The sequence below is a fragment of the Dyadobacter sp. genome, from assembly GCF_017744695.1.
GTDB lineage: Bacteria > Bacteroidota > Bacteroidia > Cytophagales > Spirosomataceae > Dyadobacter.
On sequence record NZ_JAGIAS010000003.1, the window covers coordinates 12,855 to 38,593 of the forward strand.

25 protein-coding genes are annotated in these 25,739 nt (G+C 49.0%); 11 read left to right on the forward strand and 14 right to left on the reverse strand.

Going from position 1 to position 25,739, the window contains the following annotated elements; all coding sequences use genetic code 11:
* The first annotated feature begins 94 nt into the window (after positions 1 to 94).
* Complete coding sequence (locus J7619_RS12060) at positions 95 to 523, forward strand: VOC family protein (RefSeq protein ID WP_291198336.1); 429 nt, start codon at positions 95 to 97, stop codon at positions 521 to 523.
* 203 nt (positions 524 to 726) lie between these two features.
* Here J7619_RS12060 and J7619_RS12065 read toward each other — a convergent pair whose 3' ends face one another.
* Positions 727 to 2,139 carry a dienelactone hydrolase family protein gene (locus J7619_RS12065; protein ID WP_291198339.1) on the reverse strand — a complete coding sequence of 471 codons (1,413 nt, stop codon included), beginning with the start codon at positions 2,137 to 2,139 and terminating at the stop codon, positions 727 to 729.
* 220 nt (positions 2,140 to 2,359) lie between these two features.
* Between J7619_RS12065 and J7619_RS12070 the strand changes: the two genes are divergently transcribed.
* Positions 2,360 to 3,787, forward strand: coding sequence for a TlpA disulfide reductase family protein (locus J7619_RS12070; RefSeq protein ID WP_291198342.1), 1,428 nt, complete (start codon positions 2,360 to 2,362; stop codon positions 3,785 to 3,787).
* Positions 3,788 to 3,800: 13 nt separating this feature from the next.
* Here the strand turns inward: J7619_RS12070 and J7619_RS12075 are convergent, their stop codons facing one another.
* From J7619_RS12075 to J7619_RS12090, 4 genes are all read right to left on the reverse strand, one after another.
* A complete protein-coding gene (locus tag J7619_RS12075; RefSeq protein WP_291198345.1) occupies positions 3,801 to 6,680 on the reverse strand; it encodes a VWA domain-containing protein in 2,880 nt (959 codons plus the stop codon).
* Positions 6,681 to 6,740: 60 nt separating this feature from the next.
* The gene (locus J7619_RS12080) at positions 6,741 to 7,550 is read right to left on the reverse strand and encodes a hypothetical protein (protein WP_291198348.1); all 810 of its coding nucleotides are present in this window, start codon (positions 7,548 to 7,550) and stop codon (positions 6,741 to 6,743) included.
* 125 nt (positions 7,551 to 7,675) lie between these two features.
* The gene (locus J7619_RS12085) at positions 7,676 to 8,422 is read right to left on the reverse strand and encodes a LytTR family DNA-binding domain-containing protein (protein WP_291198351.1); all 747 of its coding nucleotides are present in this window, start codon (positions 8,420 to 8,422) and stop codon (positions 7,676 to 7,678) included.
* Positions 8,419 to 9,507, reverse strand: a complete 1,089-nt coding sequence (locus tag J7619_RS12090) for a sensor histidine kinase (RefSeq protein WP_291198354.1) — start codon at positions 9,505 to 9,507, stop codon at positions 8,419 to 8,421. The genes J7619_RS12085 and J7619_RS12090 overlap by 4 nt, the downstream gene beginning before the upstream one ends.
* Before the next feature lie 103 nt (positions 9,508 to 9,610).
* Here J7619_RS12090 and J7619_RS12095 point away from each other — a divergent pair, with 103 nt between their 5' ends.
* Both J7619_RS12095 and J7619_RS12100 read left to right on the forward strand, forming a co-directional pair.
* The gene (locus J7619_RS12095; RefSeq protein ID WP_291198357.1) at positions 9,611 to 10,333 is read left to right on the forward strand and encodes a DUF1080 domain-containing protein; all 723 of its coding nucleotides are present in this window, start codon (positions 9,611 to 9,613) and stop codon (positions 10,331 to 10,333) included.
* Positions 10,334 to 10,453: 120 nt separating this feature from the next.
* Positions 10,454 to 10,864, forward strand: a complete 411-nt coding sequence (locus tag J7619_RS12100; protein ID WP_291198360.1) for a VOC family protein — start codon at positions 10,454 to 10,456, stop codon at positions 10,862 to 10,864.
* Positions 10,865 to 10,917: 53 nt separating this feature from the next.
* Here J7619_RS12100 and J7619_RS12105 read toward each other — a convergent pair whose 3' ends face one another.
* A complete protein-coding gene (locus tag J7619_RS12105; RefSeq protein ID WP_291198362.1) occupies positions 10,918 to 11,331 on the reverse strand; it encodes a hypothetical protein in 414 nt (137 codons plus the stop codon).
* A 101-nt stretch (positions 11,332 to 11,432) separates the two neighbouring features.
* On the opposite strand from J7619_RS12105, the gene J7619_RS12110 reads away from it, so the two are divergent.
* From J7619_RS12110 to J7619_RS12130, 5 genes are all read left to right on the forward strand, one after another.
* Positions 11,433 to 11,684, forward strand: coding sequence for a hypothetical protein (locus tag J7619_RS12110; protein WP_291198365.1), 252 nt, complete (start codon positions 11,433 to 11,435; stop codon positions 11,682 to 11,684).
* Positions 11,662 to 12,417 carry a zeta toxin family protein gene (locus J7619_RS12115; protein ID WP_291198368.1) on the forward strand — a complete coding sequence of 252 codons (756 nt, stop codon included), beginning with the start codon at positions 11,662 to 11,664 and terminating at the stop codon, positions 12,415 to 12,417. The genes J7619_RS12110 and J7619_RS12115 overlap by 23 nt, the downstream gene beginning before the upstream one ends.
* A gap of 105 nt (positions 12,418 to 12,522) precedes the next feature.
* A complete protein-coding gene (locus J7619_RS12120; protein WP_291198371.1) occupies positions 12,523 to 13,263 on the forward strand; it encodes an ImuA family protein in 741 nt (246 codons plus the stop codon).
* An 85-nt stretch (positions 13,264 to 13,348) separates the two neighbouring features.
* The gene (locus J7619_RS12125; RefSeq protein WP_291198374.1) at positions 13,349 to 13,873 is read left to right on the forward strand and encodes an energy transducer TonB; all 525 of its coding nucleotides are present in this window, start codon (positions 13,349 to 13,351) and stop codon (positions 13,871 to 13,873) included.
* Positions 13,874 to 13,981: 108 nt separating this feature from the next.
* On the forward strand, positions 13,982 to 15,706 hold the full coding sequence (locus J7619_RS12130) for a serine hydrolase (RefSeq protein WP_291198377.1): 1,725 nt from the start codon (positions 13,982 to 13,984) through the stop codon (positions 15,704 to 15,706).
* A gap of 14 nt (positions 15,707 to 15,720) precedes the next feature.
* Here the strand turns inward: J7619_RS12130 and J7619_RS12135 are convergent, their stop codons facing one another.
* From J7619_RS12135 to dinD, 6 genes are all read right to left on the reverse strand, one after another.
* Positions 15,721 to 16,593 carry a PHB depolymerase family esterase gene (locus tag J7619_RS12135; protein WP_291198380.1) on the reverse strand — a complete coding sequence of 291 codons (873 nt, stop codon included), beginning with the start codon at positions 16,591 to 16,593 and terminating at the stop codon, positions 15,721 to 15,723.
* A 68-nt stretch (positions 16,594 to 16,661) separates the two neighbouring features.
* On the reverse strand, positions 16,662 to 17,054 hold the full coding sequence (locus J7619_RS12140) for a VOC family protein (protein WP_291198383.1): 393 nt from the start codon (positions 17,052 to 17,054) through the stop codon (positions 16,662 to 16,664).
* 32 nt (positions 17,055 to 17,086) lie between these two features.
* Entirely contained in the window at positions 17,087 to 17,689 is a 603-nt protein-coding gene (locus J7619_RS12145; protein WP_291198386.1) for a hypothetical protein, read from the reverse strand.
* Between the two features lie 214 nt (positions 17,690 to 17,903).
* Complete coding sequence (locus J7619_RS12150) at positions 17,904 to 18,413, reverse strand: SRPBCC domain-containing protein (protein ID WP_291198389.1); 510 nt, start codon at positions 18,411 to 18,413, stop codon at positions 17,904 to 17,906.
* A gap of 1 nt (position 18,414) precedes the next feature.
* Positions 18,415 to 18,756, reverse strand: a complete 342-nt coding sequence (locus J7619_RS12155; RefSeq protein WP_291198393.1) for a helix-turn-helix transcriptional regulator — start codon at positions 18,754 to 18,756, stop codon at positions 18,415 to 18,417.
* Positions 18,757 to 18,857: 101 nt separating this feature from the next.
* Positions 18,858 to 19,685 (reverse strand): DNA damage-inducible protein D, encoded by an 828-nt coding sequence (dinD, locus tag J7619_RS12160; RefSeq protein ID WP_291198396.1) that lies wholly within the window; start codon positions 19,683 to 19,685, stop codon positions 18,858 to 18,860.
* Between the two features lie 146 nt (positions 19,686 to 19,831).
* On the opposite strand from dinD, the gene J7619_RS12165 reads away from it, so the two are divergent.
* Complete coding sequence (locus tag J7619_RS12165) at positions 19,832 to 21,343, forward strand: DNA polymerase Y family protein (RefSeq protein WP_291198399.1); 1,512 nt, start codon at positions 19,832 to 19,834, stop codon at positions 21,341 to 21,343.
* 35 nt (positions 21,344 to 21,378) lie between these two features.
* Positions 21,379 to 24,603, forward strand: coding sequence for an error-prone DNA polymerase (locus tag J7619_RS12170; protein ID WP_291198402.1), 3,225 nt, complete (start codon positions 21,379 to 21,381; stop codon positions 24,601 to 24,603).
* On the opposite strand, the gene J7619_RS12175 is transcribed toward J7619_RS12170, so the two are convergent.
* Entirely contained in the window at positions 24,604 to 25,368 is a 765-nt protein-coding gene (locus J7619_RS12175; protein ID WP_291198405.1) for an oxygenase MpaB family protein, read from the reverse strand. It abuts the gene before it with no gap.
* Positions 25,365 to 25,739, reverse strand: coding sequence for a DUF2809 domain-containing protein (locus J7619_RS12180; protein ID WP_291198408.1), 375 nt, complete (start codon positions 25,737 to 25,739; stop codon positions 25,365 to 25,367). The genes J7619_RS12175 and J7619_RS12180 overlap by 4 nt, the downstream gene beginning before the upstream one ends.

Below are 25,739 nucleotides of genomic sequence, written 5' to 3' on the forward strand. Positions count from 1 at the left end.
CTTTTTAGGGAGCATGCATGACGGTGCAAGTCCATACTTTTGCATCAGTCAACAATCTAAAATCAAGTCCAATCACCTTTTAAATCTTTTAGCTATGCCCAAAATCAATCCTTACCTCAACTTCGACGGAACTGCGGAAGAGGCATTCAATTTTTACAAATCCGTTTTCGGCGGCGAATTCCAGGGTGTTCACAGAATGGACGGCGCCCCGGGAACTGAAAATCTGCCAGAAAATGAGCGAAACCGGATCATGCATATCGCATTGCCAGTGGGTGATGAGTTGCTGATGGCGTCCGACATCATGCCTTCCATGGGCCATACCCTTGCCGTAGGTAATAACAACTATGTTTCTATCTTCACCGACAGCCGCGCGCAGGCCGATGAGTACTTCAATGGCCTGTCGGCAGGCGGTACCATCGAAATGCCGATGGAAGACCAGTTCTGGGGCGATTATTTCGGTGCTTTCCGGGATAAGTACGGCGTAAACTGGATGATCAACTTCCCTGCGCAACAAGGCGCATAATGTACAGTTGTAATGACGAAAGGCCGGTCCGAATGTTCGGATCGGCCTTTTTCTATTGAAATCCCCTCCGCTACTTCCCTGGTTTCCCTTTTGGTGTAGTACCGTTGTACAAAAACGATCCAATCGTTCTCGCACGCGGGAATGCGCACGTCAGGCGCGAGGCCTACATTATCGATGCGAAATTAATCCACGCGCTCGCCTGACTATTCTTTGTGCTGTGCAAACATCCATTCCATGATTCCCTCCTTACGCACATTATCCCAGATCCCATGGCCGGCAAACTCGTATTCCGTGTACTTCGGGTTACCGCCGGCTTTGCGGATCGCAGCGATCATATCGCGTGAATGCGATACCGGCGCCAGCTTGTCGCGGGCGCCGTGAAAGGCCCAAATCGGCACATTCACAAGCTTCGGAGCATATTTCGGTTCGCCTCCTCCACAAATAGGCACTGCCGCTGCGAACATTTCGGGATGAGCGCTGATAAAGTGCCACGACCCATAACCACCTCCGGAAACACCGAGGACGCAAATGCGTTTATTGTCAATCGGCAGGCGGCCTTGCAGCTGCCTGATCGTCCGGAAGACCAGCGAATCCACACTTGCGTTACCATAAGCGCCACTGAAACCCATTCCCTGAGGGCATTGCGGCATAAAAATGAAGGCAGGATACCGGGTTCTGTTACCCTCTTCCATCAGAAAAGGGGCAGGATCCGCCGACAGTTGCCGGATGTTGTCCCTGCCATGCGCACCACCGTGATGCAGGCACACGATCAGCGGATATCGCTTGGCCGAATCATAATCGAGCGGTTTGAGTAGGCGATACCCGAGCGAGTCCCCGCTTTTATCTACAAAATGATAGGATTCCATGGCCTTCGAGTGGCGCAATTCGGTAGCCGAAGGTTTGTACGGCATACTATACCTAAATGCTTCCACCGAAAAGTTAAACCCCAAAAACAGCAGCCCGAGGAATGCCGCCAGCTTTATCAATGCGGGAAGGGTTTGGGCGGGCTTGTTATCGCTAACCGTCAATCGCTTGTCTTCCTGGCGAAAATGGACAACAAAGCAAACCGGCGCGAGAATGCCGAAAAGCGCAACCCACCTGCTAGCCTTGTCGAGCAGTAATTTGGTACTACCTTCACCTACCTGAAAGTAGAGAAAGAATATAACCGCCTGCAAAAGCGAGACGAATACCGTCAGGATACCGCCCAGCCGCAACCATCGCTTCTCGCCTGCTTTTGTAAATATCAGGCTTAACCCCCAAAGCGCAGCCGTTCCGAAAAGAGTGAAAGCCACGGCATGGTAATGTTCCTGATAGAACACCCGCAGTTCGCGGTTCAGGATCAATGCATAATGGAAAAACACAGCCAGAACCGAAACCAGGCACGCGACCGCAGCCAGCCGGTAACCATTATGCCGAAGGTAGCGAATCGCCGCCCCATTGGTTACCGCGATCACCCCAAGGGCCAGCCAAATCCAGGTATTGAATGATTCCAGGCCCATCAACGCAGACCCAATAACCAGCAACGCCACGGACTGGATCACCGAAATAATGATCAGAATTGACAGAAAGAAAATAATAAAGGAATAAAAATCCTTACTGAGCGGCTTGGTATTCATCGGAGCAGTCGTTAGGGTGAAGGATTAATTTTAGGTATACCAATAAAGAAAATCTCCTTAAGGATTTCTTACCCTGTTACACAACCGGCCGCGCCTGCTTGTGGATGGCAGTTCGATTAATACAAATAATTAATGGAACGACAACAATTCGCCAATCAATAGCGTAACTTGATTAAATGCTTGTTCTCAAGAAATCCTACATTTAAAACTTGCTGGCGCTATGAAAAACTCCGGTGTTAAAATATTTACATTGATTTTAATAACCACCTATTTCCTGGCTCCGAAAGTCATGTCGCAAGCGGCACCTTCCCGTACACCCATTGATTACTTTACCAATTTCAACAAGTTTACCCAAATCGACCTGAATGAAGACTCAGCGTTATTCTGCATTCAGAAATTAGCCTCGAATAAAAAAGCGATCCAGTCGATGCAAAGTCTGATGCACAATTTCTACGCTCAAATCGTGGTAGACCGCTCGTTTCTTCCGGAAACCGACAGTGCGGTAGTCAAAGAACACCAACGGAAACACGATTTTAATAAAAACCTACTGATCAAGATCATGGAGGATAGCAGCAAGGTGCTGACTCAAACATTTAACACGCTTTATCTGTATTCAAAAATTGAAGATGCCGCAGGAAACAATGCCCAGTTGGCCCGTCTCACGAACCAATTCATTCAAGAAGAATTGTCGGATTCCGATATCTATTCCAACCGCGCCGGGCGATATGGATTGATGATTTATGGAAAGATCAATTCCATACCCGAATTGAAACCGTTATCCGAAAAGCTTTTCCGGGTTTTATACAATTATCTTGAAAAAGGGCAGATACCAGCCTTAGAAAATCCTGACCGGTTTAAGTCAGAGGAGCGGGCATGGTACAGATACCTTTATGCCTATTCCAATTATATCCAGTCGGAAAAGGAAACTGATTTTAACAGCAAGAAAGAATATCTCAAAAAAGCATTCGATTACAGTCCCGACCTGGCCGATGTTAATCATATGTCAGCGTATTTCTATGATATGCATTTTATACTGGAAAAAGAAAAAGGCTCATTCCGCGAGGAATATCTTACATTTCTGACCGACCAGGCTACAAATCAGAATGACGTGCTTTCCATTTTGCTGCAAATCACATTACAGCAGCCGGAATATAAAGAACGACTTAAAACAGCTTATGTTAAAGTAAAAGGCAGCGAAGCAAATTTTGGAAAATACTGGATGCAAAACGTAAATCAGCATGCCAAAGCGGCCCCTCCTATTTCGTTATCGATGCTTGACAAATCGAAATTTTCGAGCAAAGCCGGAGCAGGCAAATGGCTGTTAGTCGATTTTTGGGGAACATGGTGCGGACCGTGCCGGGCAGAGCACCCCGATATGCAGAAATTCTTTGATTCGACCGTCAAAACCAACGCCGATAAAATCACTTTTCTGACCATCGCCTGCCGAGATACCGAGGAAAAAGTAACGGATTACATGGCCGAAAAAAAATTTTCGTTCCCCGTTGCCATGTCGGACAATCAAATCGAAAAAACTTACAAAGTGGCCGGTTACCCGACCAAGCTCCTCGTGACGCCGGAAGGGAACTACCTTATCGTTCCTTTCGGGGCGGATTGGATCAGCTTTGTGAAGCACTACACCGATCTCTGACGGCTCCATAGCCTTATTTCCCAACCTGCTTCTTCGCCTGGGCTTCCAGAATCAGTTGCAGGTCGGCGCTGGCGTCGGTTACGTGGGCGTAGGAGCCCATACCTAGTTCACTCAATTTTTTGAGTTTCTGGCCGGTATGCTCGTTACGCCCGAAGGTAAAAACGCTGAAATACACATCCTGGCGGGCATTTTGGCGGATCATATCCACGACCTCCTCGCTGATGGGAAACTCGCCATCCGTAGCAAGTACAATGCGGTTATTACCTGCCCGGATATATTGTTTGTTGGCCGTTTTGTAGGCAAGTTTAATGCCCTCGTTCCCGTCTGTATCGCCGTCGGATTGCAGCAGGTCGATCATCCTCGAAATTTCGGAAGCTTTGGCACCCGAAGTCGGTTTCAACACCACCCTCGCCTTGCCGGAGTAAAGCACGATGGAAATCATATCCTCGGGCCGCACGAGCGTCAGCAGCGACTTAATGGAGCGTTTCAGCAACGGCAATTTGTAAGGCGAGTTCATCGACGACGATACGTCCAGCAGCAGTACCATATTGTTCGGCGCAAAGCCGTCGAGCGAGCGGGTGATGTTTTGCAGCTGCACATTACGGTCCACGTACACCGTATCCACACGTAGGCGCTCCACGTATACGGTATCACGCTTCTCCGGCGCAGCGGGTGCGCCCTCGTTCGCGAGCGGGCGCGTGTCCTTGCGCGCAGGAGGCTTAGGCGCAGTGGATATCTCGCCATTGTTCGTTTGAACCTGCGCTGTGGTCTCAACCGGCTTCTCCACTTGGGGCTTTTCGACTTTCGGCTCTTCCGGTTTCGCCGGTGGAGCAACCGGTTTCCGGGTAGTAGCTCGCCGGAATGCAAAAACATCCGGCTGATTAATCGTCTTCAATAACCCGGCTTTCGACAGTTCAATGAAGTTATTGTATTCGTAAACCAGCTCATTGTTATAGAAGTAGTAAAACGACTCATACGGATGCGCCGCATAAGCTGATGTGGCCGGCTTGTATTTCCGCACACTCTCGGCAAACTTTCCCGCATTGGCTCCCAGATCCTCGTAGGGTGTGTAGGGACACAAACCGTTGCTGCGACCGTACCGTTGCAATCCCTTCATATTTTTGTACTCATCGGCTATTAACTGACGACTGTCGGCTTCCAGCCGATCGGTTGCCGGGAGCTCAGAAGCCTTGCCTTTCAGATAGTCCCGCATTCCGAACATGACGTCGTGGCCATTGTCCATGGTTTTCAGCATGGCGCTGCCAGCGATGTACCACGAGCTGGTCGGTGTAGCATTAGGATAACTTTCGTGAATGCGGCGGATGTCGTTGTAGAGTTGCTCTTTCTTTTGATCCAGAATATCGAAAAGGACCAGATAACGGTCGAGAATGGCGTCGGAGCGTTTGAGCTGATCTTGCAGGTATTGTTTTTCCGAAGTATAACGGATCAGTTCGATGCTCAGGCCGTCCATTTCCTGTAAAACATGCATCAAAACCTCAGCCTGGCCTGTCACCGATTTTTGGTAAGGCTCCGGAATGGCCGAACTGGCGTTCAGCAGCAAGGAATATTCGGAAGATGGCAGCTTAAAATCTTCGTGCGAATAGCTGAGATTGGCGCGTTTCTGTGCCTTTGCCGGGTCACGATAGTATTCCGCCGAGCTCTGGTAGTTGCGGACGATCATTTGCAGCAAATGCATTTGCCGCAGCGACTCGTTGATCCAGTCCACATATTGATTTAAAGCCTTAACAACCGTCGCACTCGCCGGAGTAGTCGCCTTTTTTACATTCAATGGCTGGAAAGCTTTGTCCTGGAACGGCGGGGTACTTTTGCCGGCAGAAGCTACATCACCCGAGCCTTCCGCCTTCATGACCGGGCTGAAAAACGGACAATTCAGTAACAAATGCCCCGGCTTGCTATACCCGACAAACGCCTTGTAAAATTCCAGCATATCGTGGTTAAACTGCTCCACCAACGACAGATACACCGCATTCCCGTGCTGCGCCGACTGCTGCGCCGCGAAATTATGGTCGTCCAGTGCCCTCCGTTTAATGTCCTGCATCGAAGCCAATGCCGATTTGAAAGTCCCGACCATATCCGACGCCGGATACTCCAACTGCGAAGCTGTATTACCAATCGTCGACAGCGCCTTTTCATCGTCCAGCATACTCTGCCGCACGAGCGCTACCGGCCATTCGGCTTTGCTTTCTTCATTCAAATAATAGGGCAATGCATCCAGCAGGCGCTGCTGAGCGGCAATTACCTCGCCCATGGCTTTCTCTGTTATAATATAGGGATCGGTGGCCGGCCGATTCTGAGTACTTGTATAAACCTGCCTGATTTGCGTGTACAATGCATTTTTATCGTGTGCATAGCGTTCAAAAAGGGACTGTATTTCCGCAATCAGTGCATCGGATTTTTTCAGGTTATCGCGTTCGTAATCTTTCAGCCGCACATAAGTTTCCAGCGTCTTGCAGGTTTCATCCAGCTTGTTAAGCACTTTCCATACGTTTTCCATGCCCGCATTCAGTTGCTCCCGCTTACCGGCGTTGATACCCAAACCATGTATTGCCTTTTTGTAATAATACTCTTCCAATGGCCCCGAGGACGGCAAACGCAAGCCATAATCAGGCTTTTTACGATAACGGGTCACGTCGTCCTGATAGTCACGGAGCATTTTGAACCGGCGAATAACCTGTTCCGACGACTGGCTCAAAAATTCAATATAATGGTTCAATGAGGTCTGCGGCGCTTCCGGCTGCGCGGCAACTGGTCTGGTAACGAGTGCAAAAAGAATAAGCAGGATGGAGAATCGCCTCATACGTAAACTTCTGGAAGTATGTGTGTTATCGAACGCACGAAGGTCGGGATTTTTACCCGAAAATCGACGGGACATATACTTCCGTAAAATAAGTCATTGGTACAAGGCCTCCCGTTTACCGTTGCGAACGAGGCTTTAAATGGACAAATGCGGCGCTTGCTGGCCACCCGATTGCAAATAGCCGGTGAGTTCCGAAATGTCAATTTTGAGCATCCTGCTTTTGAAGAGATCGGCCTTGTATTTAAAAATGAAGTTGCGCAACGACATGCCTGTCTGATTGAGTACACAAAGATTGGCTACATCCTCCGATATATTGAAGCGCATGAGCAACTCGGGCACGCGGATGTTCTTGTTCTGATGTAATTCCTGCCGCAGGTAATCGATAATAGCCCCTGCCATTCGTTGCCGCGAAGTAGCTTCCTCCACCTTTTTACTTTCAAAATTATTCCGTGCGAGAATGGTGACAATCAGGTCGATGCTTCCGCGAATGAGCTTGTTGTGCGACGTGGGTTGTTGAGTGATTTCGAAAAGGATCTGGTTGATCAGGTAGGTGATGGTCTGGGCGTCGCGCTCGTTTTGCAGAGGTCTGCCCTGGGTAAGGCGCACGCCGTCACAAAGGTGCTCGGCTTGTTTGTAAATGTCGGCAAAATCAGGACTGAACTCCTTTTTCTGCAAAAAATCCTCGGAAAGCCAGGTATCGAATGCGATGATGAAAATCTCTGCACTGCTGTCTTCCTGAAAGATCGGATGCTGTCCGGGACAGAGCAAAATGACGCCGCGCTCGGCATAATCATGTAATTTCCCGTCGAGACTGAAATGCCCCTCCCCGCTGCGGATAAATAGGATGCGATAATGCGGGGTCAGATCATTGTGGGTTTCCCAAACACGGGTTTTACTTTGAAGCACATGGTACTTCTTGTGGGCATTAAATTGAATTACTGACATAACACAAACCTCCTGCTGTTTGTACCCAATTTGGTCAAGCCGTACCTGGAATGAAAATGCAAATCGCGGAACGCCCGTTTTCCAGCGCTGAAACGGCAATTTTAAGTGCGGAAGTAAACGCCAGGTTATTTCCCCAGCCAATTTTTGAACTCGGTCATGCGCTCGGAACTCACATAAGTTTCCTGTGCAGCTGCCGGATTTAAATCGATTTTCAGCTTTCCGGCCGACATTGCGTGCATTTCACGGATTGCATGGAGCGATAACAGCATAGTACGGTTAATGCGAAAAAACTCGGCGGGGTCGAGCATTTGTGAAAGCTTCTCCAAACTGTATTCCACCGCAAAATGCCGTCCATCGTACAGCCTGAGAAATGTAGCCCGTTCCTCGATCGTGAAATAGGCGATTTCAGAGGTTTTGAATGTAAACATCCGCGTACCGGCACTGACCAGGAAACGGTCCTTGTATTTCTCCTGCGCATGCATAATCTCTTCCACAGACTGGCCGCCATTGGACCTGATCTTCCTGAACTTGTTCAGTGAGGCCTGCAATTCAAGCGGATTAATGGGTTTCAGCAGGTAATCGATGCTATGCACCTTGAATGCGCGGAGAAGGTAATCGTCGAATGCCGTTGTGAAAATAACCGGGATCATAAGCCCCTGGCTTTCGAGGATTTTGAAACCGTTGTCGTCTTCGAGGTGAATGTCGAGAAATATGAGATCGGGCTGCGTATTAGCCTTGTTTTGTAAATAAGCAATAGTTTCAAAAACCGACGGAATGATGCCCAGCACGCGGATGGATGGATCGATATTGCGGATCAGATTTTGCAGGCGTTCGGCACTCAGTTCCTCGTCCTCGACAATCAGTACGTTCATGATAGCAATGGTATTTTGACGGTAAAATGAGTGGCCGTTTTGTCGATCACCACATCCTTATCCTGCAACAGTTTATAGCGGCTGATAATGTTTTTTAACCCAAGACGCGTAGTAGGCTGGTCTTGTTGCCTCAGTTGCAAAGGATTGCTAACAATCAGCATTTGGTCCACAATTTTTATACTGATTACCAATGGATTAGCCAGCGACATGGTATTATGCTTCACCGCGTTCTCTACCAGTAACTGCAAGGTCAGCGGAATAATGGAATACCGCTCCTCGTCGGCAGGCGTAAGGGCGGAGTCGAGCACGACTTTCTCTTTGAAACGCGTCCGCAGCAGGTACATATAGGTATCCAGAAACTTCATTTCCTCCTTTAAACTAATCTTGTCCAGCTCCGATTGTTCCAGAATGTAGCGGTACGCCGACGACAGCTCCTGTATAAACTCCCCCGATTGCTCCGGCCGCGACTCCACCAACGACGACAACACACTGAGGTTATTGAACAAAAAATGCGGACTAACCTGGTTTTTCAATGCCAGAAAACGCGCGTGCATATTCTCCTTTTCAAGCCGCTCGGAATCGACCAGCAACTTCTTCATCTTTTCCTGCACCTGATTACTCACGCAGAGATAATAGGCGGCGATAAGTGCCAGGATCGTGAGCGCCTGCCCCGCACGCCAGCGCGTATGCATGAGGTCACGCACGCGGAAGTCCGACAACGAGGGCCGGGGCAGCGGGTTCCACAGTTGGCTCATCAGCCCCCAGGTACGCACCAGGATCATATTGAACAAAAATGCCAGCAATACGGCGGGAATGAGGGTAACAAGCTGGTCGCGGATACTGAATGCAGGCGACTTGTCGGTACCGGTGAGCGAGGCCTGTTTTCTCAGGAACCAATCCATCAGGTAAATCCAGGCTGTGTAGAAAATCGTGCTGATCACGATTTCCAACCCGAACAGCGGTAGGTTGCGCGGGATGGTGTGCCAATATTGCTGAGGGACGTTGATGTATGTTCGGAGGGGAATGTAAACCAGTGCAAGGGCGAAACCCAGCAGCCATTTTTGTCCGAAAAGATAAGGCCGCATAGTTAAGAGGTCGGTTAGGATGCTCAAAAATAAGGTAATTTCATGAAAATTTATCAGTATTTTGCAAGACTCAAATCAATCAAAAACACTTAAATCTGCCCCTATGACCCGTTTTTTCGTTACCGCATTCGCTGCGTTGCTTTCCCTTAATACCTACTCCCAGGCACTCAACACCCTCACGGCCTCCGAGAAAAAAGAAGGCTGGAAATTGCTGTTTGACGGCAAAGACCTGAAAGGCTGGCACGCTTACAATGGCAAGGCCCCGGGCTCTGCATGGTTGATCGAGGATGGTGCCATTAAACTGAATGTCCCCGAAAGGGCAGGCAACAAGGCCAAAAACGGCGGCGACATCGTGATCGATGAAGTCGTAAATGGCGATTTCGAATTTAAAGCCGAATGGAAAGTGAGTAAATACGCCAACAGCGGCATTTTCTTTTTTGTGCAGGAATCTCCCACCTATAAAAACATGCACGATACCGGGCTGGAATTACAGGTGATCGACGATAAAATTTATGAAGGAGCCAAAGAAAACACGCACCGCGCGAGTGACTTTTTCGGCGTCGCAAATGCCCGCCTGCGCGAAGGAAATCCGCAGGGAGAATGGAACAAGATCCATTTCATTGTCAAAAAAGGCAAACTGACCGTGTACCAAAACGAATTTATGGTACAGGAGCACGATCTCAACGGCACCGACTGGAAACAGCGCATCGCCAACAGCGGGCTGAAAGCCGCGCCCATCTCCAAGGGCAATTACAACGGTCGTATTGGCTTGCAGGATTGGGGTAGTACGGTTTGGTACCGCAATATCAAGTTAAGAAAACTGTAAGATCCGGGTCATGTCGCATTGTCCCCCTTTCATTGTCCTGTTGGCACCCGCAATCATTGTCAGGGGTCAATTAATTTTGTGATTGTTACACTGATACAACCACCATAATTACTAAGCACAATGGAAAAAGCCGTTTTACACCCGTATCTGATGTTCGAAGGCAACTGCCGCGAAGCGATGGAGTTTTATAAAGGCATTTTCGGCGGCGAGCTGAATATGATGACTTTCGGACAAGTAGATAACAGCTGCCCGGTCGCTATTCGCGACCATATCATGCACGCGTCGCTCATGGGCGGGGAGGTCGATTTCATGGCCAGCGACAGTCCGCAACCAGGTCCGTTGGCCGGCGACAAGATCCAGCTCTCACTCAGCGGTTTTGATGAGGCCAATCTCCGCAAAAAGTTTGAACAGCTCAGCGAAGGCGCCATTACCATCACCGTACCGATGGAGAAGCAGGTATGGGGCGACATTTTCGGCGCATTCAAAGACAAGTACGGGATCGACTGGATGATCGACGTGCGGGCGCAATAGGCCATGCAAAGCATTTCGAAAGCCGGGGTCAACTACGATGCCCGGCTTTTTTATTAACCGTCCTTCAAGAAGCGCTCCTGCAAATACCAGCGTATGCACGAATCGCCGTCCGTCCTGCGGACAAAGCTGAAATACATATCCGACGGGCATCCGTAAGCCCCCACAAACATGACCCCTATTTTCGGGTATTTCCGCACAATACTATCTGGCACCACCAGCTGATTCGACGTCGTGCTCGCATAATAAGGCACGTACGTCTGCGCCCCCGACGTATCCTTCAACGGCGCCAATACCCAATCGAGGGCTATGGAAGAAGGCGTATCGGCTGTCAGCAAAAGCCCGGTGGTACCCGCATAACAATCCGGCGAAACCGTCACCTGCTCCACCGGTACACAGTCGTTACGTTTATCAACCTTCTTTTCGGAACAAGCCAATGCAATAGCCGCCAGGGCAAGGAATTTCTTCATGGGAAACGGGATTTTCAATGTGTGACACAAGGACGTAAGATGTGGTTGCAGGAGTGTACACGGGTTGCTAATTTCGATATTTATCCCTAATTTCGATGAATATGAAACAGGTCAAAACAAAATATCTGAGCTACATCGAGGAAACTCCCAAGCATTATAACGAATTGCGTGACCTGGCTAAAATAGCTACATCAAAGGCAATCACCAATGCTAAGGCCCATAATTTGTCTGTAACTTTTGTTAAAGACGGCTGGATCGTACGTGAAGATCCGAAAGGCAATCAAATCAAGGTGTCCAAAATCGAGAAGCTACCTCGAAAAATCCAACCCGGTGTCAAATTCCAGCTATCTTAAAGGACGACGGCTGCGAGTTTTTGCCGGCCCAAATGGCTCTGGTAAAACTACCATTTTCAGACAAATAGCGGAGAAGTTCGACATTGGCTATTATGTTAATGCGGATGATCTGGAAGTTCAACTGATTAATACTAAAAAGATTGAGCTGACGCCCTTTGGGCTAACAGATTTACAGGAGTACGAATTTGCACACTTTCAAAACAACCACTCCATTCTGCAAACAGCGCGGCAAAGCGGCTTCGAACTGAACCTGACTTATTCAGGTGCTGATAATTCGATAATCGATTCAAACACACAAGGACGTACTTATTCCTATGAAGCCGCGCTGATCGCCGACTTCCTTCGTATTAAGCTGATCGAAAGAGGCAAGAAACTGACTTTTGAAACGGTCATGTCCCATCCATCAAAACTGGACATGTTACAATACGCAATCAGAAACGGATACAAGGTATACTTATACTTTGTCTGTACACAATCGGCGGATATCAATGTTGCCAGGGTTTTGCAACGTGTTGGGCAAGGCGGGCACGATGTATTGGAAGAAAAAATACGCAAACGGTACAAGGCCTCACTGCAACTCCTGAAACCTGCTGTCAAAACCACATTTCGAGCTTTTGTCTGGGATAATTCACAGCAATCTCCGGAGTTGATCCTCGAAGTCGAAAGCGGACAAACTGTTACACAAATAAGCGAAACGCTACCCAACTGGGTCGAAGAGTTTTTGCTCAAATAACGCCCTTCATTCCGCTATTTCTCTTGTGCTTTTCGCCCATATAAGTTATTTTTGAAATCAAATTATTGATATTCAAAATATCAATAAGTAACTCAAACGTTCCTTATGGCTCTCCCGCTCCTGAAAAACGGTATGTTTAACAGGTTGCAAGAAGATATTCTTGCATTACAGGGATTTCGCACGCCCGCCGGGGCCAGGAAGATCGATTTCGGGTTAGGAGTGATGGATACCTCCTTCCCCAATCATACGTTTCCAACCGGGGCTGTGCATGAATTTATCAGTAACAACCCCGAAAGTGCCGCAGCTACGACCGGTTTTATGGCAGCGTTGCTGGGGAAACTGATGGGCGAATATGGCATATGCCTGTGGATCGGTATACGTCCTATTGTATTCGCGACAGCATTGAAAGCATTTGGCGTGGAACCGCACCGCGTGATTTTCATTGACCTCAGCAAAGAGAAAGATGTAATCTGGGCAGTAGAGGAAGCTTTGAAATGTGAATCGCTAGCGGCGGTCGTCGGGGAACTTCGCGAAATTACCTTTACGGAATCGCGGCGGCTGCAACTGGCTGTCGAGCAAAGCCGGGTTACCGGATTTCTGCACCGCTGTAATCCGCGTGCTGTAAATACCCTTGCTTGTGTGTCACGCTGGCAGATAACCCCTATGGCGAGCCAGCTGGAAGAAGGAATGCCCGGTGTCGGCTATCCGTGCTGGCGTGTGCAGTTGCAAAAAATCCGGAATGGCGAGCCGGGAGAATGGGAAATGCAATGGGCAAGCGGGAAATTCGAATACCTCCCCAAAGAGGCTGCAGAAACCCCGCCGGCTTACTTGCGGCAAACCGGCTAACCGGAAACCATAAGCTTTATTTCAATTATTTAATTTTATATATAATTTTATTTTATATTTATGAATTAAAAATTGAATACTAGCCATGACGAGTTATTTATTGCTTCCGCTTGCCTTCGTTTTTCACGCAGCATTGCTGACTTGCGAGAAACCGGCCCCCAATGTTGCCAAAAACAAAGCAATTGACTCAACCGACATCATCATCGAAGAACAATCCATCCCCAAAGGCGAGTTCTATGACGATATGCCCAATGCTTTTGACGGAGAATTGATTATGGTCCCCGAAGACTTCGTGCCTATCGATGTGGATACGCAGCCCCAGTTCCCCGGCGGGCAAGTCGCACTTCAACGATACATTGACAAATACCTCGAAATTCCCCCGGCAGTCCGGCGCCTGAAAGTGAACGGCAAAGTACACACGTCATTCATTATTTCAGAAACGGGTGAAATAAAGGAGGCCTCGGTAATTAAAAGCCTTCAACACAATTGCGACCAGGCTGCATTGACGTTGATCCAATACATGCCTAAATGGAAGCCAGCTATTAAGGACGGCGTACCAGTAAGTGTCCGGCATTATCTCGAAATACCTTTCGATTACCGCGAACATTAGTATTACCACTTATCATTTTATCGCAGCCTTCATACCGAACGATTCGCATTATTGTGCCCACAAGTCTTATCTTAGGACACATTCGATCGCTAATCAATAATCGCCGGTATGAAAGCATCATTACGCCTCCTGATTCCCGCTTTGCTGTTTACTATGAGCATTCAATCGGCTCAATGTCAATCGTCCCGGATTGCCGCAAAAACGGATTCATTATTTACAGAATGGAACAAGCCCGGAATGCCGGGGGCGGCTGTGGGTGTAGTGCATGGCGGCAAGCTGATCTACGCCAAAGGATTCGGCGAGTCGGATGTGGAAACCGGGGCTAAAATAGGCCCTGAAACGATTTTTCACGTAGCGTCAGTCTCCAAACAATTCACTGCCTATGCCATTGTACTCCTGGCCGAACAAGGCAAGCTTTCGCTCGACGATGATATTCGCAAACACATTCCGGAAGTACCTGATTTCGGCAAAACCATCACCATCCGGCACCTGCTCAACCACACCAGCGGCCTCCGCGACCAATGGAACCTGCTGGCCATGGCAGGCTGGCAGCTCGACGATGTCATCACCAAACAGCACGTGATGAACCTCGTTACCCGCCAGAAAGAACTGAATTTCGAACCCGGAAGTACTTTTACCTACTGCAATACCGGCTATACTTTACTAGCCGAAGTCGCCAGCCGCATTACCAAACAGCCTTTTGCTCATTGGATGGAAAGCAATGTATTCAAGCCGCTGGGAATGAAGAACACGCAGTTCTTTGACAATCAGGAAGGTATCGTGAAAGGTCGCGCATACTCGTTTCACCACACGCCGGGCGCCGTCGGACCGACTATGTTCAGCAAAAGCATATTGAGTTACGGCAATGTCGGCGCCACGAGCCTTTTCACGACCATAAACGACCTCGCACTGTGGATCAACAACTTCCGTACCCCGCAAGTAGGCAGCCCGGCGATCATGAAACAAATGCTTGAACGCGGCCGCCTTACCAAAGGCGACACGCTCCCCTATGCATCAGGACTAATTCACGGCAACTACAAAGGCCTCGCCTACTATGGCCACGACGGCGCCGATGCCGGTTTCCGCTCTTCGCTGGTCTATTTTCCAAAAGAAGATTATGGTTTCATTGTCCTGAGCAACCAGGCGGAATTCAACCCGGCCAAAAAGAACCTGGACATGGCCGATTTGTATTTATCCTCTTTCATTAAAGAAAACAAATCCGCCACGGAAACTCCCAAACCAGCCGCATCCGGCGATTACCCTTTTGATTCAACCCTCTTCCGCGCCTATGCCGGCTCCTATTCGTTGGATGAAGCCCCCGGATTTGTACTAAAATTCTGGCGCGACGGCAGCAGCTACTACACCCAGGGTACAGGCCAGCCATCGGCAGCGATATTTCCGTCGTCAGACTCGACGTTCTTCCTCAAAGTCGTGGAGGCATCCGTGGTATTTCACAAAGGAAAAGATGGCAAAGTGAACCGCATTACCCTGAAACAAAACGGAGAGCATCCTGGTACAAGAGTCAATACACAGGAACCCGGTGCCATTGATCCCGCCCAATTCATTGGTCAGTATTACAGCCCCGAGCTCGAAACCATTTACACCATTGCCAAAAAGGACGACGCATTGAAACTCATCCACGTACATCATGGGGAGGCCAATCTGAAAATCGTGGGCAAAGACAAGCTTAATGCGCCCTGGTGGTTTGTGCAAAATATCGAGGTTGTCCGCAATGCTTCTGGCGCTATCACCGGCATCAAAATGTCGAATGGCCGGGTGGTAAATCTATGGTTCAAAAAGCTCCCGGACGACTTTGCAGCAAGCGGCAAATAGTGGCCTCGAGACTACTATTTGGCTATTTGTCGTTTAAAAAATTTCCACGACTCCTCGAACATATCAAAATCCGTCACGAACTCGTGTTTGCCGTTGATTACTTTTAGCAAAGTCACCTCCGGCTTGCCTTTCTTTTGGTAAGTGTACTTCTCCACCGTGATGTTGTTGGAAGTATCGCCATCCGGCATGATGGATTTCACCGGCTCACCAGAATATCCGTCCAGCTTTGCCCAGTACCGGAATGACTGGTCCGTGGACCGCACCGTTCCCAGCGTCACACCCGGCGTTGTTACCTCTCCTCCATTGTAAGGATTGGTCTGGTCCGCCGTTCCATTGGTGATCATCACCGGCAGAGGCACATTCATCGGCGCACAATCCATATTCTCATCGGTAGGCAAGTTGGCTACGATCGCCGAAACCGCCCGAATTTTCCCTGGCATTGTGAGTGCGAGTTTGTATGACATATGCCCGCCACCCGAAAAGCCGGTCGCAAAAACCTGCTTCTTATTGATTTTATATTTTGAAGCAAAAAGATCGATCAATGCATCAAAAAATGCTTCCTCGTTCAGATTCTGCACATTCGCGACCGCCGTAGAGGCCTTGCGGCACTCGTTCCAATACCTTTTATAACCGCCCGGATAAACGACCAACACATTCTCCGACTCCGAAAGCGATTCCAGCTTCGCGCCCCGACGCGCAAAACCCAACGGCTCCCCGCCAGATCCATGCATGACAAACACCAGACTGGCCCCAGGCTTCACCGTAACGGACGGATTATAAGCGTATACCCGGTAATGTCCGTCTACTAACAGTGAATCCAGCACATGCTGGGCGTTAGCGGAAAATGCAAAAAGGATCAGGAATGCGACAAAAAGCTGCTTGAACATGGACGATAAGATTGGATTTTGCCTATGCAAGTTACACAGCGGGCAGGAGATTTCGGGTTAAAAATCTCTCAAATCCTGCTTTCAAACATCCACACATGCCCAAACGGATCAACTACATCGCCCTGCCGGTAGCCGTAGTCATAATCCTGCGCAGGCGAGGTCACTTTTGCACCTGCGGCGACCGCCCTGGTCATGTAGGCATCCACATCGTCCACGAACAACCCGATCGTTACTGTTGATCCCTGGTGACGCTTGGGGCTGAACAATGCCGGGTTTCGTGTTTCCTCATGCAAATGAAAAATAGCGCCGTTAATCGAAAGCTCCGACACATGGATCGTTCCATCGTCGTTACTGAAACGCCGAAGTTCCACGGCACCAAGGCCATTGATATAAAAATCGACGTCTCTCACACCATTCGGAATATAAAGCTCAGGTGCAAAAATTGGCGTAGCTGTGTCCATAGCGATGATTTTACATGGTTATCTCCTACTTATTACTTCTTCAACATTCGATCAATGGCTTTCAAAACTGCCTCCCGGTTTTTGCCAGCTTTGACAAATTGCGGAAGCTTTTCTACCATGGTCGTAACCCGCATAGTCTGCCTTTCGCGCAGCCGTGCAGTCACATAGTTACGGATTTCAAGCAAATGCTCCTTGTTGCTCGCCCAAAGCGTATCGCCTTTTACATTTTCCCGAAACCAAAGCGGCAAGCCAAAGACCGGATCCGTAAGCCTTTCAGAACTATACTTCAACCGATAAGGTACATTATTGGGTTTATACACTTCGGGGACATGACAATGCGGACAAGAATATTTCAACTCTGCCACTTTCTCCCTGTTATTCGGAATACTCACCTCGATCGACTCCCCGCAATGGCCGCAAGCACGACTTACGGTTGCCGTGTACCGCAAACGCTCGTCTGCGGTTTCCGAATGATTGCAATGATGGCACACCAACTTATCGTCGCCAATTCCGACCAGGTCCTTCTTAATCACCCGCGCTACTTTGGCGCATTTCGGGCATTCAACCCAAAATTCCTTCGCATACGCATAGCGCGTCGTGGCCGGGCCAACGTAACGGTCAGTCCCTGTTTCCATATCGCCTATCAGGTTTATTGGTTATCGATACAATGATCATTTTCATGCATGTGTGGATGATGTGCAAAACAAGAATGCAACGTCCGGCTCACTGTCCGAACCGGACTGCAAACTTAGAATGTCATACAGTCAAACGCAATGCACAGCGGGGCACAACTACGCCTCAAAGCCATTGGTTTACAATAATTTGAGTTAACGGCACACTCAAAACACATTACCTCTGCACCTTGGCGAGGTAAGTATCCAATTGACCCCAGGTGCCTTCATAACCCTGGTTCATACTAGCATTAAGGTCTACGAAAGTTTTCTCCTGTTCGGGTGTCGCATTTACCGGCTCGGCGTAAAGCGTGAGCGTAGTAATGTTATTGCTTTCACTCAAAGTAATGCGGTTATGCACTTCCAATGGAAAATCGATCGGGAATGGCGACGAAGTGATATTGCCCTCCGGGTCGGTGAAAGCGCTCAGAAATTCGATGAAGTCCGGCTGTTGGATTTTCTGATAGCGGAAAAGCGCCCACATGAGCAGGCCATTACTATCGAGTTTGTAATGGGTCCTTCCGCCTTCACGAAAGTCAAAACTCAGCACGGTGAGTGTAGATCCCGCCGGCCCCCACCACTCCGCAAAGGCTTCCCTGGAAGCGAAAGCATGGTAAACTAGTGACTTCGGCGCTTTGAACTGACGTACGATTTTTAGTTCCGCTTTTTGATTTACCTGGTTTTCCATATTACTGCTCGGATTGATTGTTGTTTTGAATTCGGTTCAGATAATGATCAAGAGAATCGAACTGCGTATTCCAGAATTGCCGGTACTGCTCGACCCAGGTAGAAACTTCTTTCAAAGCATCCAGCCTTGCTTCGCAATACCGTTCCCGCCCTTCCTGCCTCACCATCACCATCCCACATTCCATTAAAATCTTAATGTGCTGTGAAACGGCCGGTCTGCTGATCGAAAAATTCTCAGCAATGGCATTCAGGTTCATGGATTGATAGGCGATCAGGTTAATGATCTGGCGCCTGGTAGGATCTGCAATCGCCTGAAAAACATCTCTTCTTGCTTCAACGGACATATATGTAAGTATTTGCTTACGTAATATTATATGTAAGCAAATACTTACGCAAATTTTTGAAGCAGAATTTGATCCGGAACTTTCAAAATGATTAAACCGGGCTATTTGAGCCGTTTTCTGGATGACTTATCGAGCTTTCTGATGTTTTCCGCGACCGGAAGATTTTCAGGCATCGTACCGCCCAGCTCCTGAATCGTCTGTCGCACCTTGGCGCCTACTTCGAAATGCGTTTGATTCGCTTTTTCCTTACCAACAATGTTTTCCCGCCTCAGTTTATCGTCGGTCTGTGTGGCTCGGAATACATTGGCAGCTAATTCCGAACTACCCATGTGATCGGGCAGGTTCTGACTCTTTTGCAGACCTTTTTTCTCTCGGATCGCTTTGGCGTCGAGTCCACCATACAATCCCATGTAGCCATGATTCTGGAATATCGCATAGTCGATCGGTTCAATAACGCCGGCGGCCTTTGCAGCATCCGCCAGCAGAAGGTTATTTCTGGTTAACTCCCCTCGGAGGAAAATGCGCTTTTCGTTCTCAGTATTCAACTGATTGTACTCCTCCATTTGCCTGATTTCCTGCAAACGGGTTTGTACAGCGAAGTAAGTCTGTCCCAGAGCGACCACTTCTTTTGCCGGATCAGCATTCTGAACAATCAGGTAGCACGCGTAGCGGGAAAGCTTGGCATCCTCGACAGTACGTTTACCTCCCTTTCCAAGTTCGATCATTCCGAGCATATCCTCGAAATGATCCCTAACATTCTGCCCGCTGTTTGCGCACGCCTCCCTCGCACGCTCAATGGCTGGTTTGAAATGGCGATACTCCGTGTATTCCAGCACTTTGGCCAAATCTCTGGCACTCCAGAACTCGTTACCGTTGTCGTCGGATTTCCTGATTTGCTCGAAGAGCGAAGGAGCTTGTTGTGAAGTCATATGATTCAATTTTTATGTGTGTAAATGATTTTAACAAAGCAAAAAAATTGTTGGCAATTTTCAAAGCATTTTGATATTATTGTAATCTATTTTAAGGTATTGAAAATATCAAAATTACATAATAACTTAATTAACAGCACATTTAAATGCCTACCCGGTTCATTTCCATATGGCTCCCCAACCTGGCCACGGAACAGCAGATCCGCATCAGGCCGGAACTTTATGGGCTCGAATTTGTATTGGCGGCACCCGAACGGGGACGAATGGTTGTTACGGCGGTAAGCGCCGAAGCGGGAGCATTGGGAATTGAAACCAGCATGGTTGTAGCGGACGCACGGGCTATATTACCTTCGCTCGTAGTGCTCGACGATGAGCCGGAAGTTACCCGGCAGGCATTGCAGGCCCTGGCCGAATGGTGCCTCCGTTACACCCCGACGGTCGCACTGAATGCGCCTGACGGCCTTATCCTGGACGTGACCGGGTGCGCGTATCTGTGGGGCGGCGAGCACGCATATATGTATGACCTTACCACAAAACTCGCCCAGGCAGGTTACACGGTACGTTCCGCCATGGCCGAAACAATCGGCGCAGCATGGGCGCATGCGCATTTCGGTAGACAGGACGCCATTATCCCGCCCGGTGAACAGCGTCATGCATTATTGAAACTACCTCCTGCCTCCCTTCGCCTTCCTGTCGAAACCCTGGAAAAAATGCAGAAATTGGGCTTTTATCATATCAACAATTTTATCCAGATACCCGCAAGAATGCTGCGGCGGCGTTTCGGGGAAGAGTTGCTGGAAAAACTGAATAAGGCACTGGGTTATTCTCAGGAATTTATCGAACCAATCCGACAGGCTGTCCCCTACCAGGAGCGGCTCCCATGCCTGGAACCCATTGTAACGGCCACAGGTATTGAAATAGCCTTGCAGAAACTACTGGAAATGCTTTGCGGCCGATTGGCGAAGGAAGGTAAGGGGCTTCGCAAAAGTGTTTTGAGCTGCTTTCGCGTCGATGGTCAAACGCAGCAAATCGATATTGTGACCAACAGGGCTTCCCATCACGTCAAACATCTTTTCAGGCTTTTTGAATTAAAAATCAAAACCATTGCACCAGGTTTTGGTATCGAGCTGTTCCTGCTCGAAGCGCCCGAGGTAGAGGATATGGATGTCACACAGGAAACAATGTGGGACACGACGGGCGGTTTTGAAAATGCAGCCATCACCGAATTACTCGACGCCGTTATAGGCCGAACGGGCGCCGACACCGTTCACCGGTATTTGCCCGACGAGCACCACTGGCCGGAAAGGTCCGTCAAAACAGTGACCTCCCTGCGCGAAAAACCGAAAACAAGCTGGCGTACAGACCGGCAAAGGCCTGTTTTCCTGCTCCCGAAACCAGAAAGTATTGAAGTAACCGCACCGGTCCCCGATTACCCTCCTACGCTTTTCATATACAAGGGTAAGGTACATTATATAGATAAATCGGAAGGGCCCGAGCGCATCGAGCAGGAATGGTGGCTGCAACAGGGCCTTCACCGCGACTATTATACCCTGGAAGACCGGCAAGGACAGCGCTATTGGGTTTTCAGGCTCGGCCCCTACTCCGAAGAAGAGGAGGAAGAACGCCCCGAATGGTTTATTCACGGTTTTTTTGCCTGAGTGACAAGTATTTGCCCGAATTACACTTCATCATCATGAATTATACTGAATTACAGGTCACCACCAATTTCAGCTTCCTCCGGGGCGGGTCGCATCCCGAGGAACTGGTGGCGCATGCGATTGAACTGGGCTACAAAGCCATTGCCATTACCGATCGCAACACGCTCGCGGGCATCGTACGTGCGCATGCGGCCGCGAAGGGAAAGGATTTCCGCGTTATCCCCGCCTGCCGCCTGGACCTGCTCGACGGCCCCAGCCTGCTTGCCTACCCTACCGACCGGGAGGCTTACAGCCGCCTTTCCGCATTGCTCACCGAAGGAAATCTCCGCACCGAAAAAGGCAAATGTGACCTCTACAAGGCCGACGTTTTCCGCAATGCAGCAGGCATCAGGTTTATCGCCGTACCGCCACCCGCGTTAAACGAATCTTTTGCTTTTGCCCCTTCTTTTGCCCGAAACCTGCAAGAATATCGCGCAGCACTTGGCACCAGCCTCTACCTCGGCGCGGTACGCTCCTACCAGGGTGATGATATGAAAAAGCTCTACCGCCTCGACCAGCTTTCCCAGCGATTCAACATTCCCCTGGTAGCCACCAACGACGTGCATTATCACAACCTGCAAAGGCGTGAATTACAGGACGTACTCACGTGCGTTCGCGAAAAATGCACCATTTACAATGCCGGTTTCCGCTTGCATGAAAATGCCGAAAGGTATCTGAAACCGGCGGCCGAAATGCAGCGGCTATTTCTAAAATTCCCGGAGGCCATCGAACGCACACAAGAAATCGCGGACGCCTGCCAGTTTTCGCTGAATAGTTTGAAATATGTGTATCCGGAGGAGTTGACTAGCGAAGGGAGGACGCCCATAGAAGAACTAAAACATTTGACATGGATCGGCGCAAAAAAGCGGTTTCCAAAAGGAATTCGCCCCGATATACATGAGAAGATTCTACACGAATTTAAATTCATTGAAGAAATGAACTACGCCGCCTATTTTTTGACGGTGTACGACATTGTTCGCTTTGCAAATGAACAAAAAATTCTTTGCCAAGGACGCGGTTCAGCGGCCAACTCTGTGATTTGCTATTGCCTCGGCATTACCTCCGTTGACCCTGTTGAAATTGACCTGCTTTTCGAACGCTTTATTTCTTCCTCCCGAAATGAACCACCTGATATCGATGTCGATTTCGAGCATGAACGGCGGGAAGAGGTAATGCAATACATTTATCATAAATACGGCCGTGACCGTGCCGGCATTGTAGCAACTGTTACGCAGGTACATCAAAAAGGTGCCGTTCGCGATGTTGCAAAGGCTATGGGCATGTCTATGGACGCTATAAACCGTCTTTCCAGCTCACTATGGGAATTTACGGATGAATGGTTTGACGGGAAGCTAATTACCGAGCATGGTTTCAATCCTAATGATCCTCACCTCATTAAAATCCTCGACCTGACAAAACAGTACATGGGTTTCCCTCGTCAACTAGGCCAGCACACTGGAGGTTTTGTGATCACACAAGGCAAATTATCCGATCTCTGCCCTATTCTTAATGCGCGGATGGAAGACCGCACCTGCATTGAATGGAATAAGGACGATATTGATACATTGGGCTTCCTCAAAATAGATGTACTGGCATTGGGCATGCTTACGTGCATACGCAAGGCATTTGATTTACTGCAACAACATTATGGTATTGTTCATGATCTTGCAAGCATTCCACCCGATGATAAGGCAGTGTACGATATGATTTGTAAGGCGGACACAATTGGAGTTTTTCAAATCGAAAGTCGTGCGCAACAATCTATGTTACCAAGATTGAAACCGATATGCTTTTATGATCTAGTCATCGAAGTGGCAATTGTACGCCCAGGCCCGATTCAAGGCGACATGGTACATCCATATCTACGCCGGAGAAACGGAGAAGAGGATGTTGAATATCCTAAAAAGGAACTGAAAGACATTCTGAGAAAAACCTTGGGTGTTCCTCTTTTCCAGGAACATGCGATGAAAATTGCAATTGTGGCGGCAGGGTTTACGCCCACCGAAGCGGATGAATTGCGAAGAAGCATGGCCACTTTCAAATCAAAAGGCATTGTTACAAAATTAAAGGACAAGCTGGTCAACGGCATGGTCGGAAACGGCTACGAAAAAGACTTCGCCGAGCGCATCTTCAAACAGCTTGAAGGTTTCGGAAGTTATGGTTTCCCCGAAAGCCATGCGGCCAGTTTTGCATTGCTGGTGTATGTTTCTTCGTGGATCAAATGCCACCATCCCGATGTATTTGCGGCCGCATTGCTCAATAGCCAGCCCATGGGCTTTTACCGCCCGGCTCAGATCGTGATCGATGCGCGGAACCATCAGGTGGAGGTGAGGGAGATCGATATTAACCACTCTTTTTGGGATAATACCCTTGAAAATATCCCCGGTAAACGATGCGCTTTAAGGCTCGGCTTCCGGCAGGTGAAAGGATTAAAGGAAGAAGAAATGCAAATCCTGATCGCAGCACGTACCAAACCATTCACCCACATCCATCAATTGCTTGAAGCTGGCATTTCCCATACCGCATTGGAAAAACTGGCCGATGCCGACGCATTCCGATCCATCGGCTTCGACCGGCGCCAGGCATTCTGGGAAGCCTCCGCATTAGCCGACCGGCCGATTGGTCTCTTCAAAGGCCACCCGACAGCCAGCGAAGCGAATGTTCGGTTACCACAAATGACACTCTCCGAGCACGTTATCCACGATTATGCAGCGACGTCGCTTTCGTTGAAGCAACACCCTGTTAGCTTTGTACGGGATCAACTGAATGCACTGGGTGCGGTAACCAGCAAGGAGCTCGAAAATATCAACGACGGAAAAATAGTGAAAGTGGCCGGACTGGTACTCGTACGGCAACGACCGGGGACGGCCAGCGGCATTTGTTTTATCACCATTGAAGACGAAACGGGTACAGCAAACCTGGTCGTTTTTCAAAACATGTTTGACACCTACCGCAAGGAAGTGCTGCGCTCCAAATTGCTGATGGTCGAGGGTAAAGTGCAAAAGGAGAGCTCCGTTATACATGTGGTAGTGAGCAAATGCATCAATGCATCCGGATTACTGCGAAGTCTTGCAGCGAATGAAGAGCAGGAGCCCGATGTCCTCACATTATCACGCGCCGATGAAAAGGATGAGTACGAGTCACAGGCCAAGGTGCGGAAGTTACAACCCCGGAAGAATGTCCAGGCGGAAATTTTCCCGGCATCCCGGGATTTCAGGTGATCAATGTACCGCCATATCGAGGTCAATAACCTGCATTTTGTAGTTTTCCGGCAGTAGCATATCCCTGAGAAAAGTCCCGACACCCAGTAGCCGGCTGAATTTGTAAACGGGAAGCAACAAATCCACTAGCCAGCCTTGCCCCAGGCCGAGCAATGCTTTCACACGGTTAGGTACGAGCTGCATTTGTACATTTCTTAGCAAATGATACCGGTACCAGCCCAGGTGTTTCCTGTATTGTTTGTAAAGATCAACGGTGAAATGGCTTTTGACCAGGTTTTCCTGCAAATGCTCCACGCGCATCCGCTCCCATGCGCGCAGGTTCGCGGGTAACCCGGGCACGCCCATCCCCTCGCCTACCGCGCGGAAAACGTTGAAAAGCTCCTCTTTTTCTGCAATTGTGAGTTTTCTTTCGAGCAATTCAAATGATCGAATGGAGTAATCGATGAGCATGAAAAGCACGTCGCGATAGGCGCTGTCGGGAATGCGGGCATTGCGGCTTCGCTCTACGCCCTGGTGGATTGAAGCGATTTGCCGGATGGCACGCATCGCATCGTCATACTCCGAGAAAACTATCTGACGCGCATAACCGACGGTCGAAAAAAGCCTTCCAAGCGGATCAGCAGGCAATTTCCCTGTATAATAGAGCCAATCGACGGATTTGTTCAGCGCAAATTCGGCCGAAGCCCCTGCAAAAATGAACAGAATTGTATCAGCCTTTCCCCAAATCTCCCGCACAATCGAACCTTCATCCACAAACCATTTCATACCGCAAACCTTTTGCTAATCACCACTTCCACTGCCGTTACAAACCCAATGCCTAATGTATAAGCAACGATATCCGACCATGAAAAGGTCGTTCCAATGATCGTCCGGGCGACTGCATTACCTTCCAAGCCAAGTATTCTGACGATTTGCAGGTATTGCAGCGTCTCTATTAACCAGGAAAACACCAAAACTGCCAAGGCTGCCGACTGTACATTCAACCGGGTAACGCCTCTTACCAAACAGTAGAGCAACACAACCACCAGCACATCGCCGCCCCACGGCCGGAGGATATCGTCGTGTACATACATCGCAATCAATACTTCTATCACAAAGATCACCATCGCGGCGATCAGATAATTCATTCTGCTCAT